This is a genomic window from Arthrobacter sp. TJ-270, assembly GCF_058269075.1.
This window is the reverse complement of record NZ_JBZCNB010000004.1, coordinates 83,753-98,713: the sequence shown is the minus strand read 5'-3', so window position 1 is coordinate 98,713 and position 14,961 is coordinate 83,753. Positions and strand designations below refer to the sequence as shown.

At 63.7% G+C, this 14,961-nt stretch carries 14 protein-coding genes; 9 read left to right on the top strand and 5 right to left on the bottom strand.

What is annotated here, in order from left to right:
* The first annotated feature begins 107 nt into the window (after window positions 1-107).
* The 3 genes from AC4D2M_RS09500 to AC4D2M_RS09490 are packed head-to-tail and all read left to right on the top strand — an operon-like array spanning window position 108 to window position 2,747.
* Window positions 108-1,055 carry an ABC transporter ATP-binding protein gene (locus AC4D2M_RS09500; RefSeq protein ID WP_490891500.1) on the top strand — a complete coding sequence of 316 codons (948 nt, stop codon included), beginning with the start codon at window positions 108-110 and terminating at the stop codon, window positions 1,053-1,055.
* A complete protein-coding gene (locus AC4D2M_RS09495; RefSeq protein WP_490891499.1) occupies window positions 1,052-1,792 on the top strand; it encodes an ABC transporter permease in 741 nt (246 codons plus the stop codon). The genes AC4D2M_RS09500 and AC4D2M_RS09495 overlap by 4 nt, the downstream gene beginning before the upstream one ends.
* Before the next feature lie 4 nt (window positions 1,793-1,796).
* A complete protein-coding gene (locus tag AC4D2M_RS09490; RefSeq protein ID WP_490891498.1) occupies window positions 1,797-2,747 on the top strand; it encodes a COX15/CtaA family protein in 951 nt (316 codons plus the stop codon).
* 3 nt (window positions 2,748-2,750) lie between these two features.
* On the opposite strand, the gene AC4D2M_RS09485 is transcribed toward AC4D2M_RS09490, so the two are convergent.
* Together AC4D2M_RS09485 and AC4D2M_RS09480 are read right to left on the bottom strand one after the other, a co-directional pair.
* On the bottom strand, window positions 2,751-3,656 hold the full coding sequence (locus AC4D2M_RS09485) for a dihydrodipicolinate synthase family protein (RefSeq protein ID WP_490891496.1): 906 nt from the start codon (window positions 3,654-3,656) through the stop codon (window positions 2,751-2,753).
* A 30-nt stretch (window positions 3,657-3,686) separates the two neighbouring features.
* On the bottom strand, window positions 3,687-4,604 hold the full coding sequence (locus AC4D2M_RS09480) for a heme o synthase (protein ID WP_490891770.1): 918 nt from the start codon (window positions 4,602-4,604) through the stop codon (window positions 3,687-3,689).
* Window positions 4,605-5,078: 474 nt separating this feature from the next.
* Here AC4D2M_RS09480 and tkt point away from each other — a divergent pair, with 474 nt between their 5' ends.
* The 6 genes from tkt to pgl are packed head-to-tail and all read left to right on the top strand — an operon-like array spanning window position 5,079 to window position 13,335.
* Entirely contained in the window at window positions 5,079-7,250 is a 2,172-nt protein-coding gene (tkt, locus tag AC4D2M_RS09475) for a transketolase (protein ID WP_490891769.1), read from the top strand.
* A gap of 49 nt (window positions 7,251-7,299) precedes the next feature.
* Window positions 7,300-8,412, top strand: coding sequence for a transaldolase (tal, locus tag AC4D2M_RS09470; RefSeq protein ID WP_490891494.1), 1,113 nt, complete (start codon window positions 7,300-7,302; stop codon window positions 8,410-8,412).
* A gap of 6 nt (window positions 8,413-8,418) precedes the next feature.
* Window positions 8,419-10,056: a phosphoglucose isomerase-related protein gene (locus tag AC4D2M_RS09465; RefSeq protein ID WP_490891493.1), complete on the top strand. Its 1,638-nt coding sequence runs from the start codon at window positions 8,419-8,421 to the stop codon at window positions 10,054-10,056.
* Window positions 10,057-11,598 (top strand): glucose-6-phosphate dehydrogenase, encoded by a 1,542-nt coding sequence (zwf, locus tag AC4D2M_RS09460; RefSeq protein ID WP_490891492.1) that lies wholly within the window; start codon window positions 10,057-10,059, stop codon window positions 11,596-11,598.
* Window positions 11,595-12,536, top strand: a complete 942-nt coding sequence (locus AC4D2M_RS09455; protein ID WP_490891490.1) for a glucose-6-phosphate dehydrogenase assembly protein OpcA — start codon at window positions 11,595-11,597, stop codon at window positions 12,534-12,536. The genes zwf and AC4D2M_RS09455 overlap by 4 nt, the downstream gene beginning before the upstream one ends.
* Window positions 12,526-13,335, top strand: a complete 810-nt coding sequence (pgl, locus tag AC4D2M_RS09450) for a 6-phosphogluconolactonase (protein WP_490891488.1) — start codon at window positions 12,526-12,528, stop codon at window positions 13,333-13,335. Before AC4D2M_RS09455 ends, pgl begins: the two co-directional genes overlap by 11 nt.
* Here the strand turns inward: pgl and AC4D2M_RS09445 are convergent.
* From AC4D2M_RS09445 to tpiA, 3 genes are all read right to left on the bottom strand, one after another.
* A complete protein-coding gene (locus AC4D2M_RS09445; protein WP_490891486.1) occupies window positions 13,332-13,706 on the bottom strand; it encodes an RNA polymerase-binding protein RbpA in 375 nt (124 codons plus the stop codon). The two genes, pgl and AC4D2M_RS09445, sit on opposite strands and share 4 nt — an antisense overlap.
* A 135-nt stretch (window positions 13,707-13,841) precedes the next feature.
* Window positions 13,842-14,093, bottom strand: a complete 252-nt coding sequence (gene secG / locus AC4D2M_RS09440) for a preprotein translocase subunit SecG (protein ID WP_026543639.1) — start codon at window positions 14,091-14,093, stop codon at window positions 13,842-13,844.
* A gap of 20 nt (window positions 14,094-14,113) precedes the next feature.
* Window positions 14,114-14,929: a triose-phosphate isomerase gene (gene tpiA, locus AC4D2M_RS09435; protein WP_490891483.1), complete on the bottom strand. Its 816-nt coding sequence runs from the start codon at window positions 14,927-14,929 to the stop codon at window positions 14,114-14,116.
* Window positions 14,930-14,961 lie beyond the last annotated feature (32 nt).

Genomic DNA, 14,961 nt, shown 5'->3' with positions numbered 1-14,961 from the left:
AACATAACCGTGACCTAATCTATTCCAGATCACCACCGGCTTCCAGTAAGGCGAGGCTACCCACGCTCCGGAATTAAGGCAGTTACTACGTGGCGTAGAATTATGCGGTGCCTTCCTCCTCCCCCGCCGTAGAAGTGAGCGGGCTCGTCAAGGACTTCGGCCCGGTCTCATCACTCGACGGCAAGATGGTCCACGTGCTCGACGGCGTGAGTCTACGCGCAGACAAGGGCCGCGTCACGGCGCTGCTGGGTGCAAACGGAGCGGGCAAGACAACAACGCTCGAGTGCGCACAGGGTCTTCAGAAACCCAGCGGCGGCAGTGTGCGCCTGCTTGGAGAGGATCCGTGGCGCGCGGGTGCCGCGTTGCGCAGCCGGGTCGGGATCATGTTGCAGGAAGGCGGCCTGCCTCCCGCTGTTCGGCCACTTTCCCTTCTGCGCCACGTTGCGGGCATGTACGCGTCCCCCCGCAGGGTAGATGAGCTCTCGGCCAGGCTCGGGATCGATTCGTTCGCCCAAACCCCGGTACGGCGGCTTTCAGGAGGCCAGAAGCAGCGCCTCGCGCTCGCGTGCGCGCTCGTGGGAAACCCCGAAGTGCTCTTCCTGGATGAGCCAAGCGCGGGACTCGACCCGCGGTCCCGCAACATCGTGTTCGAACTGATCAATGAACTGCGCGCAGAGGGACTGGCGATCATCCTTACCACCCATCTCCTTGACGACGCCCAGAAGCTCGCCGACTATGTGTACATCATCGACCAGGGGCGCACGGTCAGGCACGGAACCGTTTCGGAGCTGACAGCGCATGCCGCGGACGCCACGCGCGAACTCAGGTTCGAAACGCGGGAAGGCCTTTCGCTTCCGTCTGCACGTCTGCCCCACCTTGAACTTATTGAATCTTCCCCGGGCCAGTACAGGGTCAGCGGAGCACTTACTCCCCGGGACCTTGCCGTGCTCGGAGCCTGGTGGGCTGAGCAGGGCATCCTCCCGGCCTCGATCTACCTGACCTCCCGCTCGCTCGAGGACGTGTTCCTCGATATCTCCGGACGGAGCATCCGATGAGCGCCTCTTCCCTTCCCGTGCGCGTTCTGCAGCACGGCAAGTATGAGACCGTCGCCATGCTCCGCAATGGGGAGCAGTTGGTGCTCGCTATCGTGCTGCCTCTGCTCGCCCTCATGGCCATTGCCTTTACACCTTTCTTCGACGCACTCGGCATGCCCCGCCTCGAGGCTGGAACCCCGGGTGTGATCGCTCTGTGCGTGCTCTCCACGGCTTTCACCGGGCAGGGTATCGCGACGGGTTTCGACCGCCGATACGGTGTACTTCGTTTCCTCTCCACCACACCGCTCGGCCGCAGCGGACTGATCCTCGGCAAGATTCTCGCAGTTGGCGCAGTGCTTGCCATTCAGGTCATTGTCATCTGCACGACGGCGGTCCTGCTCGGCTGGCAGCCCCCGCTCAGCGGGATCCTTCCCGCTCTCGCCATGCTTGTTCCGGGAATCGCAGCATTCACCGCGCTCGGTTTGCTTATCGCCGGCACCCTGCGGCCGGAAGCCACTCTCGCCGTAACGAACCTGGCGTGGGTGCTCCTTGCCGCAGTCGGCGGCACCGTCATTCCGCGCAGCAGCCTTCCGGAAGCGATCCAGCCCCTCGTCGCGTTGCTGCCGTCAGCGGCCCTCGGAGACGGATTGCGCGAGGCACTGACATCCGGCACGTTCGACCTGTGGTCCTTCGCACTGCTGTGCGGCTGGGCCGCCGTCGTGGGTCTGGCCGCCGTCCGCTGGTTCAAATGGAGTTAGGAACATGACTCAGCTCTCCCCCACCCGCAAGAACGTGCGCCTGCCACGGACGGTTACGCCGACGGTCCGCGGACTGGCACTGGCTTCCCTCATTTCCCAGATCCTCATCGTGCTCACCGGCGGCGCTGTGCGACTGACTGCCTCCGGACTCGGCTGTCCTGAGTGGCCCCGCTGCACTGCCGACTCCATGGTCAGCACCCCGGAGATGGGCATGCACGGAGTCATCGAATTCGGCAACCGCCTGCTGACGTTTGTCCTCACCGCGATCGCGGTTGCCATGCTGGTTTCACTCTGGAACATGCGCAAGACGCGCCGCGATCTGTTCGTGCCCGCCGTCGTGCTTCTCGCAGGCATACCCGCGCAGGCAGTCGTCGGCGGAATCACAGTTCTGACTCAGCTGAACCCTTGGATTGTCGGCTGGCACTTCATCATCTCCATGATCCTGATCACCGTTGCGACAGTGCTGGTCAACCGCAGTCGGCTCGCGGCCGCGGAAGCCGCCGCTGATAATGAACCGCGCGCCACACCCCTGCTTCGGCAGCTTCTGGTTGCCGCCGCCGTACTGGTGGCAGCGGCGGTGCTGCTCGGCGTCGTCGTCACCGGATCCGGACCGCATGCCGGGGATTCGGGCGCAGCGCGGAACAATCTGAACCCGGATCTTATGACACGCATCCACGCCGCTCCGGTGTACCTGCTTGTGTTGACGGTCCTTGTCCTGGTTGTCGCTGCATATCGGCTGAGGGTTGCGCGCCGGCTACGGGTCGCGCTGGTCATTCTCGCCGTCGTCGTCTTCGCGCAGGGAGCGATCGGCTACCTGCAGCACTTCCTCCACCTGCCGGTGGCCCTGGTTGCACTGCATATGCTGGGCGCATCCCTGCTCACTGCAGCAATGGCACACGCCGTCTATGTCGGGTTCACCCGACGGCGAGTGGATCAGCCCGCTCACCTCCGGTAGGTGTCAGCGCAGGACGCCGTCCTCGATATCGTCGAACGCCTCGGCAAGCCGTGCAAGGTCCCGCTGCTCGCTACCGGCGATTGGAAGCAGGGGGCGGCGCGGATCGCCGGCATCCACCCCGCAGGCCCGGCCCAGGGCGTGCAAGCCGCTGAGCTTCCGCAGCCGATGCACCGCCTGGACTACCGGCACCAGCCGGGACCGTTCTACCGCAACCCGCGCCGCATCGCCGTCCAGGACCGCGCCCCGGAAAGCCAGATAGCTCGCCGGGAGGAGCGCCGCCAGGCCCGTATGCCAGGCATCAGCCGTCACCTCGCCGGAGGCAATAAGCGGATCCCCGCTGGCGCCGTGGCTGATGGGCCGGTCCAGCACATCCCGCAGCCTGGCGGCCCGTTCGGCGAATTCCGCAGGCGTCGCGGCAGTGTCCTTGAAAGCGACGAGGGTGGGCACGTGCGCTAACCGTCCCACGAGCTCCACCTCGATAGAGAACTGGGTTGTCGACGGATTGTTGTAAAGGCAGATGGGCAACGTGGTCGATGAGGCCACCTCTTCGACCAGGCCGACGAGTTCATCGTCGGTGAGCGGCAGGTAGGACACCGGTGAGAGAACCACTCCGTCAGCTCCGAGCTGCTCGGCGGCTCGGGCACCCGCCACCACCTCGCGGGTTGCGACGGCGCTGATTCCTGCGGCAACGGGTACCCGCCCGGCGGCCGCCTCTACGGCGGTGGCCAGAACCTGCTTCCGCTCCCCTGCGTCAAGGTAGGCGAAACTGCCGGAGGATCCGAGCACGGTGACGCCGCTCACCCCAGAGCGGGCCAGACGGTCGACGAGCAGCGTGAGCTCAGCTGAATTCAATCCGCCGTTCACATCAAAAGGTGTCAGGGGGTACGCAACCACTCCGGTGAAGACCATTCCTCCATCCTAGGTGGATGGTCACCCTACCTACGAGGCAAAAACCGCCGCACCTACAAAGGGATCGATGGCGAGGGCAAGGAACAGAATGGTCAGGTAGCTGATCGAACCGTGGAAGACCTTCATTGCACCCTTGCCGGTCACCGTGCCGGCACGGGCAGCGGCGTGCAGCTTGTGGGATTCGAGGATGAACCACCCGCCGCTGAGAACTGCTGCGGCGGTGTAGACCCAGCCTGCCCCGCCCGCCGGCACAAGGAGGAGTGAGCAGATCACCGTTGCCCAGGCGTAGAGAACCACCTGGACGGAAACGACGCCGGGGCCCGCAATGGCTCCAAGCATGGGAACGTTCGCGGCGTTGTAGTCGTCGCTGTACTTCATCGACAGCGGCCAGTAATGCGGCGGTGTCCAGAGGAAGATGACCAGGAAGAGGATCACGGCCGGCCACTCAATGGTTCCTGTGACCGCAGCCCATGCGATCAGGACAGGCATGCATCCCGCTGCGCCGCCCCAGACGATGTTCTGCGCGGTGCGCCGCTTCAGGATGAGGGTGTAAATAACGACGTAGAAGAAAATCGCCGCCACTCCCAGCCACGCGGCGAGAGGGTTGGCCCCCACCCAAAGGATGCCGACGGCGGCAACGCCGAGGAGCGAGGCGAAAACCAGCGCTTCCCGCGGTGTCACCTCGCCCGTCACGAGCGGCCGGTTAACCGTGCGGTTCATGACCTTGTCGATGTCCCGGTCGAGATAGCAGTTGAAGGCGCCGGCGCTCCCCGCGGCGAACGCGCCGCCGACCATAGTGGCAATAACAAGGACCAGCGATGGGAAGCCGCCCTGGGCGAAGATCATGGTGGGAAGAGTCGTTACCAGCAGCAGTTCGATGACCCGGGGTTTGGTCAGTGCCAGATACGCCCGAAGCTTGCGGGATACGCCGCTGCCTGCCTGATGCATGCTGGGCGCAACTGCCGCCTGGTCGAAATTCACGGGAGGATGCTCTGCTTCTCTGTGAGGTTAAAGTCCGTCGCTATCATACCCGGTCGTTATGTCTTTTTTACAGCTCGTAGAAAACATGGAGGCGACACGGCAGGCGTCGCGCCGCCGTCGTTCGTGTCCTTGTGTGACCCTTCACAAAAGGTTGGTCCACGCGCATTCGGAGCCGAAAGCGCTAAGGTGGCATGTATCACCTGGATCACTCCCGCACGCCGGGACGCACGACGAATACCCGGGGGCCATGGTTCTCGGGAGAGTTGTCAGCACTACCCCAACGTGCGGGGATTCGGTTTGGTCGAAACGCAGCATTATTCAAGTTTTCAACGGTGAACGGCCGGCTGGCCGCGGGGACTTTCGCGTCCGTGGCGCAGTCTCACTCGGCGCCGCGGCGCTGGCCGTGACGTAACAGAGAGGGGCCCGGTGAACGTGCCACAGCTGGAAAAGCAGGAACTGGACTGGAATGAACTGGATGAGCGCGCGGTAGACGCAATTCGCGTACTCGCGGCAGATGCCGTGGAGAAGGTGGGCAACGGCCACCCTGGAACAGCGATGAGCCTGGCACCGGCGGCCTACCTCCTCTTCCAGAAGTTCATGCGCCATGATCCGACCGACCCGGAGTGGACCGGTCGGGACCGCTTTGTACTCTCCCCCGGGCACACATCGCTCACCCTTTACATCCAGCTCTTCCTTTCCGGCTACGGCCTGGAGCTTGATGATCTGAAGGCTCTGCGCACCTGGGGCTCCAAGACCCCCGGCCACCCGGAGTACCGCCACACCGCCGGGGTCGAAATCACCACCGGACCGCTCGGCCAGGGCCTCGCTTCCTCCGTAGGCTTCGCCTACGCCCAGCGCCGCATGCGCGGGCTGCTGGATCCTGAAGCGCCGCAGGGTGAGAGCCCCTTCGACCACACCATCTGGGTAATTGCATCCGACGGTGACCTTCAGGAAGGCGTGACATCCGAGGCGTCCTCCCTTGCGGGGCATCAGGAACTGGGTAACCTCGTGATGATCTACGACGAGAACCACATCTCCATCGAGGATGACACCGACATCGCCTTCACCGAGGACGTCCTCGGCCGGTACGCCGCCTACGGTTGGCACACCCAGCGGGTCGACTGGACCAAGACCGGTGAATACGTCGAAGATGTCGCCGAGCTGTACAGCGCACTCAAGGCCGCGAAGGCGGAGACCTCGCGTCCCTCGATCATCTCTCTGCGCACCATCATCGGCTGGCCTGCACCGAACAAGCAGAACACCGGCAAGATCCACGGTTCGGCTCTCGGCAAGGACGAGATCGCAGCGCTCAAGTCCACTCTCGGATTCGATCCGGAACAGGATTTCCAGGTCGACGACGAGGTGCTTGCCCACGCCCGGAAGGTTGTGGAGCGCGGACAGGAAGAGCGTAAGAGCTGGGAAGACACGTTCAGCGTCTGGAAGGCCTCCAACCCGGACAACGCCGCCCTGCTCGAGCGGATCTCCGCACGGGAGCTACCCGAGGGCTGGGAGTCCAGCCTGCCGGAGTTCGAGGCCGGCAAGGACATGTCCACGCGCGCCGCTTCGGGCAAGGTCCTCAGCGCCATCGGCCCGGTCCTGCCGGAGCTGTGGGGAGGGTCCGCTGACCTCGCCGAGTCGAACAACACCACGATCGAGGGATCTCCATCCTTTGTCCCTGCGAGCAAGCAGACCGATGCCTGGTCCGGAAACCCCTACGGCCGGGTTCTGCACTTCGGAATCCGCGAACATGCTGCGGCCGCCATCGTGAACGGCATTGTGATGCACAGCAGCACACGCGCGTTCTCGGGCACCTTCCTGATCTTCAGCGATTACCAGCGGCCCGCAATCCGGCTCGGTGCGCTCATGGGAGTCCCGGCGATCTATGTGTGGACACACGACTCCATCGGTCTCGGTGAAGACGGTCCCACGCACCAGCCCGTCGAGCAGCTTGCTTCGCTGCGAGCCATTCCCGGTCTCGATGTTGTCCGTCCGGGTGACGCCAATGAAGTTGCAGTAGCGTGGCGCACCATCCTGGAGAACACGTCCAACCCCGCGGGCATCGTTCTCACACGCCAGAACATTCCCACCTGGGAACGCGGAGACGGCGAAGCAAGCGGAGACACCTTCGGGTCGGCGGAAGGCGTCGCCAAGGGTGCCTACGTGCTTGCGGAAGCACCCAATGGTGATCCGGACGTCATCCTGATCGCCACCGGTTCCGAGGTCCAGCTCGCCGTTGAGGCGCGCACCGCACTGCAGAAGGAAGGGGTCGCCGCCCGCGTTGTGTCCCTTCCCTGCCTCGAGTGGTTCAACAAGCAGGACGAGTCCTACCGCGAATCGGTTTTGCCCTCCGGCGTCCGGGCACGCGTTTCCGTCGAGGCCGGTATCGCTCAGGGCTGGCGGGAGCTGGTCGGTGACGCCGGCAGGTCCATTTCGCTGGAGCACTTCGGAGCGTCAGCGGACTACAAGACCCTCTTCCGCGAATTCGGAATCACCTCCGAAGCCGTAGTTGAGGCTGCCCGCGATTCCATTGCTGCCGCAGATACACGCAACGCTCCGGAGGGGACCTCGGCAGCAGCCGGCGCGTCCGCCTCCACAACGGGCGACCGTCTCTAGCAGCCCCCCACCGAACAGCACAATTCACCTGGTTCAAGGAGAAAAACCCATGACTCCCACCCCTACCGCCGCTCTTTCCCAGGCCGGCGTGTCCATCTGGCTGGATGACCTCTCACGTGAGCGCATCAACTCGGGTGCCTTCAAGCGCCTGATCGAGGACCTCAACGTAGTCGGCGTCACCACCAACCCGAGTATTTTCGCCGCAGCTCTGAAGCAGGGCGAGTCCTACGCCTCCCAGGTCGGCGCCCTTGCAGAAGCCGGTGCCGACATCGACCGGGCCGTCTTCGATATCACCACGCACGACGTCGCGCAGGCTTGCGACATCTTTGCCGCGGAGGCCGAGCGGACCGGCGGCGTCGATGGCCGGGTGTCGATCGAGGTGGATCCCCGCCTTGCTCGAGACACTGCGGGAACGATCGAGGAAGCCAAGCGCCTGCACGCGAAGGTCCAGCGGACGAACGTCCTGATCAAGATTCCGGCGACCGTTGAGGGTCTTGAGGCAATCTCAACGACCCTCGCCGCGGGTATCAGCGTCAACGTAACGCTGATCTTCTCGCTGGAACGCTACCGCGAAGTCATCAATGCATTTATGGTGGGCATGGAACAGGCCAAGGAAAACGGCCACGATTTGTCGAAGATCCACTCGGTCGCCTCGTTCTTCGTTTCCCGCGTGGACGCCGAGATCGACAAGCGCCTCGATGCCCTCGGCAATGAGGAAGCCGCTGCACTGCGCGGCAAGGCCGGCCTCGCGAACGCCCGCCTCGCCTACCAGGTCTACGAGGAGGCATTCAGCTCCGAGCGCTGGAATGTGCTTGCAGAAGCTGGTGCGCACCCGCAGCGTCCGCTCTGGGCCTCCACCGGTGTGAAGGACCCGGCCTACCCGGACACGCTTTATGTCACGGGTCTGGTCGCAGAAGGCGTCGTCAACACCATGCCGGAAAAGACGCTCGAGGCCACTGCGGACCACGGCGAAATCACCGGGAATACGATCACCGGCACCTACGCCGAGTCCAACGAAATCCTGGACCGCCTTGAAACCATCGGCATCTCCTACAAGGAGATCGTTAATCTGCTTGAGGAAGAAGGCCTGGACAAGTTCGTTGCGAGCTGGGGCGAACTTCTCGAGACAGTCACCACGGCGCTCGACTCAGCAAAGGGCTGATCGCTTATGGCTACCCTCTTTGTCAACGCGTCAGGGGCCGCCGCTGAAGCGATTGAGCGGGCCATTCCCGAACTGGTGGAGGAGCACGTGGCTTCCCGCATCATGGCGAAGGACTCCACTCTGTGGGGTCCCGAGTCGGAGTCCGAGGCAGCCATCCGTCTGGGTTGGGTTGACCTTGTTGATGCGTCGCGCTCACTGCTGCCCGAAATCGAGCAGCTGCACAGCGACCTGTCGAACGAGGGAGTGAACCACATAGTGCTGTGCGGCATGGGTGGTTCTTCCCTCGCTCCTGAGGTCATCACCCGGTCTGCCGGAGTCGAGCTGACTGTGCTCGACTCCACCGATCCCGCGCAGGTACGCGCCGCACTGGCCGACCGCCTCGAGAGCACCGCAATAGTGGTTTCGTCCAAGTCGGGTTCCACCGTTGAAACCGACTCCCAACGCCGGGTCTTCGAGCAGGCGTTCACCGACGCGGGAATCGATGCAAAAAGCCGGATTATCATTGTCACCGATCCAGGCTCGCCGTTGGATGAGTCCGCCCGGGCAGCCGGCTACCGCGCCGTGTTCAACGCGGACCCGAACGTGGGCGGCAGGTACTCTGCGCTGACGGCTTTCGGCCTCGTGCCGTCAGGGCTGGCAGGCGCCGATGTTGCCACCCTGCTTGATGACGCGGAATCCATCTCGGAGTTCCTGTTCGACGATGACCCAGGCAACGTCGGTCTGCGCCTCGGCGCGGTCCTCGGCGGCACCCTTCCGTTGCGCGACAAGATCGTGTTCGTCGACGAAGGGTCCGGAATCATCGGCCTGGGCGACTGGGTTGAACAACTCATCGCCGAATCCACGGGCAAGCTGGGAACCGGTGTGCTCCCTGTTGTGGTGGAGGAGGACGCCCCGGAGCTTTCGTCCGGCGCTACGGACGTGTTGGCGGTACACCTGGTATCGCCCGAGTCGAACACCGAACCTTCCGGTGATGCCATCGCGGTCGGCGGCAGCCTCGGCAGTCAACTGCTGGCGTGGGAATTCGCCACCGCAGTCGCAGGCCGGCTTCTGGGCATAAATCCATTTGACCAACCCGATGTCGAAGCGGCAAAGCAGGCTGCGCGAGGACTGCTGGACGCACAGCCGGAAGCTGCAGCTCCGAACTTCGTTGACGGAGCCGTCGAGGTGCGCGGCAGCGGTACCCTTCTGGGGTCGGCGAGCACCCTCGGTGAAGCCCTGGAAGCTCTCTTCGGAGCGCTGGAGCCCAACGGCTACCTGGCGGTGCAGGCTTACCTTGACCGCATCGCGGAGGCTCCACTGGCAGAGATCCGCCCGGTCCTGAGCAGAATCACCGGCCGTCCTGTCACCTTCGGGTGGGGACCCCGATTCCTGCACTCGACCGGACAGTTCCACAAGGGCGGAACTCCTGTCGGCACCTACCTGCAGATCACCGGAGCTACATCCGAGGATCTGGCTATCCCCGAGCGCCCTTTCAGCTTCGGTGAGCTGATCGCGGCCCAAGCCGCGGGGGACGCCCAGGTTCTTGAGGACGCCGGTCGACCGGTGCTCCGGCTTCACCTGGCGGACCGGTCGGCGGGAATCAAGCAACTTCACGAAGTCATCGAACGGCTGTCCGGTCGATCAGCTGAAAACGGAAACGGATAGATGCCTGACAACAGCGCAAAAATCAGGAATCCGCTGCGCGACCCGCGGGACCGGCGGCTCAGCCGGATCGCGGGTCCCGCGTCCCTGGTCCTGTTCGGGGTGACGGGTGATCTCGCCCGCAAGAAGCTGATGCCGGCGGTCTACGATCTGGCTAACCGGGGGCTCCTGCCGCCGAGTTTCGCGCTCGTTGGGTTCGGCCGCCGGAACTGGAGCGATGAGGACTTCGCGCAGGAGGTCCTCTCCTCGGTGAAGCAGTATGCTCGTACACCGTTTGATGAGTCCGTCTGGGAGCAGCTCTCAGCGGGTGTCCGGTTCGTCCAGGGAAACTTCGACGACGATGCTGCTTTCGTCGAGTTGAAGAAGACCGTTGAGGACCTCGATTCCACGCGCGGGACCCGCGGTAATCACGCGTTCTACCTCTCCATCCCGCCGAAGGCGTTCGAGCTTGTGTGCCAGAAGCTCTCCGAGCACGGCCTGGCTCAGCCCGAGGAAGGGAAGTGGCGCCGGGTTGTCATCGAGAAGCCGTTCGGGCACAACCTGGAATCGGCCCGCGAGCTGAACGCCATCGTTGAAGAGGTGTTCCCGCCCGATGCTGTCTTCCGGATCGACCACTACCTTGGCAAGGAAACCGTCCAGAACATCCTTGCCCTCCGCTTTGCCAATCAGCTCTTCGAGCCGTTGTGGAATGCCAACTACGTTGACCACGTCCAGATCACGATGGCGGAAGACATCGGTATCGGCGGTCGGGCCGGGTATTACGACGGCGTCGGCGCGGCCCGCGATGTGATCCAGAATCACCTGCTGCAGTTGCTGGCCTTGACGGCGATGGAGGAACCGATCTCTTTCAACGCGGAAGACCTCCGCGCCGAAAAGGAGAAGGTTCTCGCAGCGGTCAAGTTGCCCGACGACCTGTCCACCCACTCTGCGAGGGGACAGTACGAAGGCGGCTGGCAGGGCGGCGAGCTGGTCAACGCTTTCCTCGACGAGGACGGCATCCCGGCCGACTCGATGACGGAGACCTATGCCGCAGTCAGACTGGACATCAATACCCGGCGCTGGAGCGGTGTGCCGTTCTATCTTCGTGCCGGGAAGCGGCTGGGCCGCAGGGTGACTGAGATCGCCGTCGTGTTCAAGCGTGCGCCGAATCTGCTGTTCAGGGATCACGGCGAAGGCGATTTCGGGCAGAATGCAGTGGTTATCCGCGTACAGCCCGATGAGGGTGCCACGATCCGCTTCGGGTCGAAGGTACCCGGGACACAGATGGAAGTGCGCGATGTAACGATGGACTTCGGTTACGGCCACTCCTTCACCGAGTCCAGCCCGGAAGCCTACGAGCGTCTGATCCTCGACGTGCTGCTGGGTGAACCACCGCTGTTCCCGCGTCATCAGGAAGTGGAACTGTCGTGGAAGATCCTCGATCCGTTCGAGGAGTACTGGTCGACCCTCTCCTCAGCACCTGAAAAGTATGTCCCCGGCAGCTGGGGCCCCGAATCCGCTGATGAATTGCTCGCACGCGACGGAAGGACCTGGAGGCGGCCATGATCGTCGATCTTCCCGATACAACAACCTCCAAGGTTTCAAAAGAAATCATGACCATGCGGGACAAGGGTGGCGTTGTTGCCCTTGGCCGGGTGCTGACCCTCGTTGTCATCACCCGATCAGGTCATGAGGAGGAGGCTATCCTCGCAGCGAATGAAGCGAGCCGGGAGCATCCCTGCCGCATCATCGTGCTCGCGGAGGGCACGGACTCGCAGGAGACACGGCTCGACGCACAGATCCGGGTGGGCGGTGACGCCGGCGCTTCCGAGGTAATTGTGCTACGGGGTTACGGCGAACTGGCCGGGGAAAGCGAGTCCCTGGTCTCAGCCCTCCTGCTTCCGGACGCGCCCATCGTTGCCTGGTGGCCGCACGGAGTACCCGAAGCAGCAGCGCAGACCTCCATCGGAAGCATCGCCCACCGCCGCATCACCGACTCTGGCAATGAGCCGGATCCGACGGCAGCGTTGTTCAACATCCGCCGGACGTACCAGGCCGGGGACACTGATCTGGCCTGGACACGGTTGACGAACTGGCGCATCCAGCTCGCAGCGGTCATGGAACAGCTGGATGGGTCGCCCATCACTGCGGTCACAGTCGAAGGTGCCTCCGATTCCCCCAGCACGGTGCTGCTCGCGGCCTGGCTGACGCTGGCGCTCGACACACCTGTGTCCATCGAGGCGGGCGAGCCGGGGACGGGTCTGCACCGCGTGTGTCTGTCTCGCCCTGCCGGGGACGTTGAACTGAACCGTCCGCGGCGGTCAGTGGCGGAACTGCACCAGCCGGACCAGCCGGTGCAGAGGATTTCCCTCCCCCGGCGTAGCCTGAAAGACTGTCTCGCGGAAGAGCTGCGCCGCCTCGATCCCGATGACGTATTCGGGGAAGTCATCACCGAGGGGCTCGCACGAACCAACCTGAGGAGCGTACGGACCAGTGAACACTGAACCGAAAGTCAGTATCCACCCCCACGCGGAGCTGCTTGCAGCGTCAGTAGCAGCCCGACTCGTCACACGGCTTGTCGATGTTCAGAATGAACGCGGCACGGCCACTGTGGTGCTCACGGGTGGAACGCTGGGCATCGGTGCGCTCCGTGCGCTCGCCGAGTCCCCGGCACTTTCAGCAGTCGACTGGTCAGCAGTGGATTTCTGGTGGGGCGACGAACGGTTCCTGCCTGCCGGCCACGAGGACCGGAACGCTGTCCAGGCCCGGGCCGCGCTTCTCGACCAGCTTGAAGTTTCCGAGGACCGCGTGCACGAGTTCGGAACGTCGGACGCCTTCAGCAGCCAGGACGACGCCGCAGCCGACTACGCGGCACGTCTCCAGGCGGCTGCGGATAAGGACGCCGCACTCGGCGTGGAACTCCGCGACCCGCGTCTGCCCCGGTTCGACATCCTCCTGCTCGGTGTGGGGCCGGACGCTCATGTTGCTTCCCTGTTCCCGGAGATGGCCGGAATCCGAACGAAGGGACAAACGGTGGTGGGCGTCAGCGACGCTCCGAAGCCTCCGCCCGAACGCGTGAGCCTCACCCTCGAAACAATCAACTCCGCCGAGGAAGTTTGGTTGGCAGTTGCCGGTCAAGACAAGGCCGGGGCCGTGGGCCTCGCGCTTGCCGGAGCGGGTCCTGTCCAGGTGCCCGCAGCAGGCGCACGGGGTCGACGCAAGACGCTGTGGCTTATTGACCAGGAAGCGGCAAGCCAGCTTCCTGGTCGTCTGATCGACGCCGGCGAGGCCGACGCCCGCTAGAGGGAATGGCGCTGGCGCAGCTGCGCCAGTGCGTTCTCCAGCACTTTCGTTGCTTCCGCCTCGGTGCGGCGCTCTTTCACGTACTGCAGGTGGCTCTTGAACGGCTCGTCACCGTCGACGTTGAGATCCGCTCCCGGCGAACGGCCGGCCGGCCGGCCGCACCGACCGCACTCCCAGACCTCGGGAATCTCGGCCTCACTCAGCTTCGCAAAAGTTGGCCTGGTTTCGTGGCTGTCCAGACACCAGTAGCTGACTACGGTGCGGTCAGCCACACCCTGTGAGCGTTCCGCGTCAAGATGACGTCCGGATGCGCCGTCGCTATAGCCCGACCCGATCCGTGTTCCCTTAAAAGCGTGTCCCGCGTTCACCATGGATTTCTCCCATCAGTACCGCACACGACCTGCGTTCGAGGTTCAGTGTACGCCGTGAAGTGGTGGACGCGGGATAGCTTTGAGTACCCTAAAGCGCTGCGGGCTGGATCTTCGGCCGAATCCAGCGCTGCTCCGTTACGAGTCTCCGGCGAAGCGCTGTATCAGCCCAAGGGCAACGATGACGACGCCCCAGGCGAGCCCGAGGGCCACCGTGAAACGGTTGAGGTTGCGCTCAGCGACTCCGGACGATCCCATGCTGGTTGTCATGCCGCCGCCGAACATGTCGGACATTCCACCGCCCCTGCCTTTGTGCAGCAGAATGAGCAGTGTCAGCAGCAGGCTGGTGATACCCAGCAGTACCAACAGGATGATACGGAGAATTTCCACGGTGACCTTTCAACGTGACCTTAGTCGGTCACCAGATGGTGCTCGAACCTGACAATGTTAGCAAACTCATCGACGTCGAGGCTCGCTCCGCCGACGAGCACACCGTCGACGTCGCGTTCCTTGAGTATCGCCGCAGCATTGGATGCCTTGACGGAGCCTCCATAGAGAAGCCTGACGCGCGCAGCGACCGACTCGTCGAAGAGCGCGGCCAGTTCCGCGCGAATGGCGGCACACATTTCCTGTGCATCGTCCGGACCGGCGACTTCTCCGGTCCCGATGGCCCACACCGGCTCATAAGCAATGACCAGCTCGGCTGCCTGCTCTGCGCTCAGGCCCGCAACATCCGTCCGGAGCTGGCCGAGCGTGTGCTCAACATGACTTCCCGCCTGGCGAACCTCCAGCCCCTCGCCCACGCACAGGACGGGAACCAGGTTATGACGGTACGCGGCCTGAACCTTCTGGTTCAAAAGCTCATCGGACTCGCCATGGATGGTTCGCCGCTCTGAATGGCCGACTAGCACGTAAGTACATCCGAGCTTCTCGAGAAACTGCCCGGAGATGTCCCCCGTGTACGCCCCTGAGTCAGCCGGCGAAAGATCCTGACCGCCGTAGACGACGTCGAGGTCATCACCCTTTACGAGCGTTTGTACGCCGCGCAGGTCGGTGAAGGGCGGGAACACAGCCACCTCAACACGCGAATAGTCATGCTTGGCGTCGTCGAGGGTCCACGCGAGCTTCTGCAGCAGGGTGATGCCCTGGACATGGTCCAGGTTCATCTTCCAATTGCCGGCGATCAGTGGACGACGGTCAAATGTGCCGTTCGTCGAGGAAGTCATGGGGTCTCCAGTTCTAGAAGTACTGCTTGTTG

Coding starts and splice junctions, on each gene's coding strand:
- AC4D2M_RS09445 (WP_490891486.1), bottom strand. CDS start 13,706: ATGGTGAACGCGGGACACGCTTTTAAGGGAACACGGATCGGGTCGGGC.
- tpiA (WP_490891483.1), bottom strand. CDS start 14,929: ATGACTTCCTCGACGAACGGCACATTTGACCGTCGTCCACTGATCGCC.
- AC4D2M_RS09480 (WP_490891770.1), bottom strand. CDS start 4,604: ATGCATCAGGCAGGCAGCGGCGTATCCCGCAAGCTTCGGGCGTATCTG.
- zwf (WP_490891492.1), top strand. CDS start 10,057: ATGCCTGACAACAGCGCAAAAATCAGGAATCCGCTGCGCGACCCGCGG.
- AC4D2M_RS09495 (WP_490891499.1), top strand. CDS start 1,052: ATGAGCGCCTCTTCCCTTCCCGTGCGCGTTCTGCAGCACGGCAAGTAT.
- tal (WP_490891494.1), top strand. CDS start 7,300: ATGACTCCCACCCCTACCGCCGCTCTTTCCCAGGCCGGCGTGTCCATC.
- AC4D2M_RS09455 (WP_490891490.1), top strand. CDS start 11,595: ATGATCGTCGATCTTCCCGATACAACAACCTCCAAGGTTTCAAAAGAA.
- AC4D2M_RS09465 (WP_490891493.1), top strand. CDS start 8,419: ATGGCTACCCTCTTTGTCAACGCGTCAGGGGCCGCCGCTGAAGCGATT.
- AC4D2M_RS09490 (WP_490891498.1), top strand. CDS start 1,797: ATGACTCAGCTCTCCCCCACCCGCAAGAACGTGCGCCTGCCACGGACG.
- AC4D2M_RS09485 (WP_490891496.1), bottom strand. CDS start 3,656: ATGGTCTTCACCGGAGTGGTTGCGTACCCCCTGACACCTTTTGATGTG.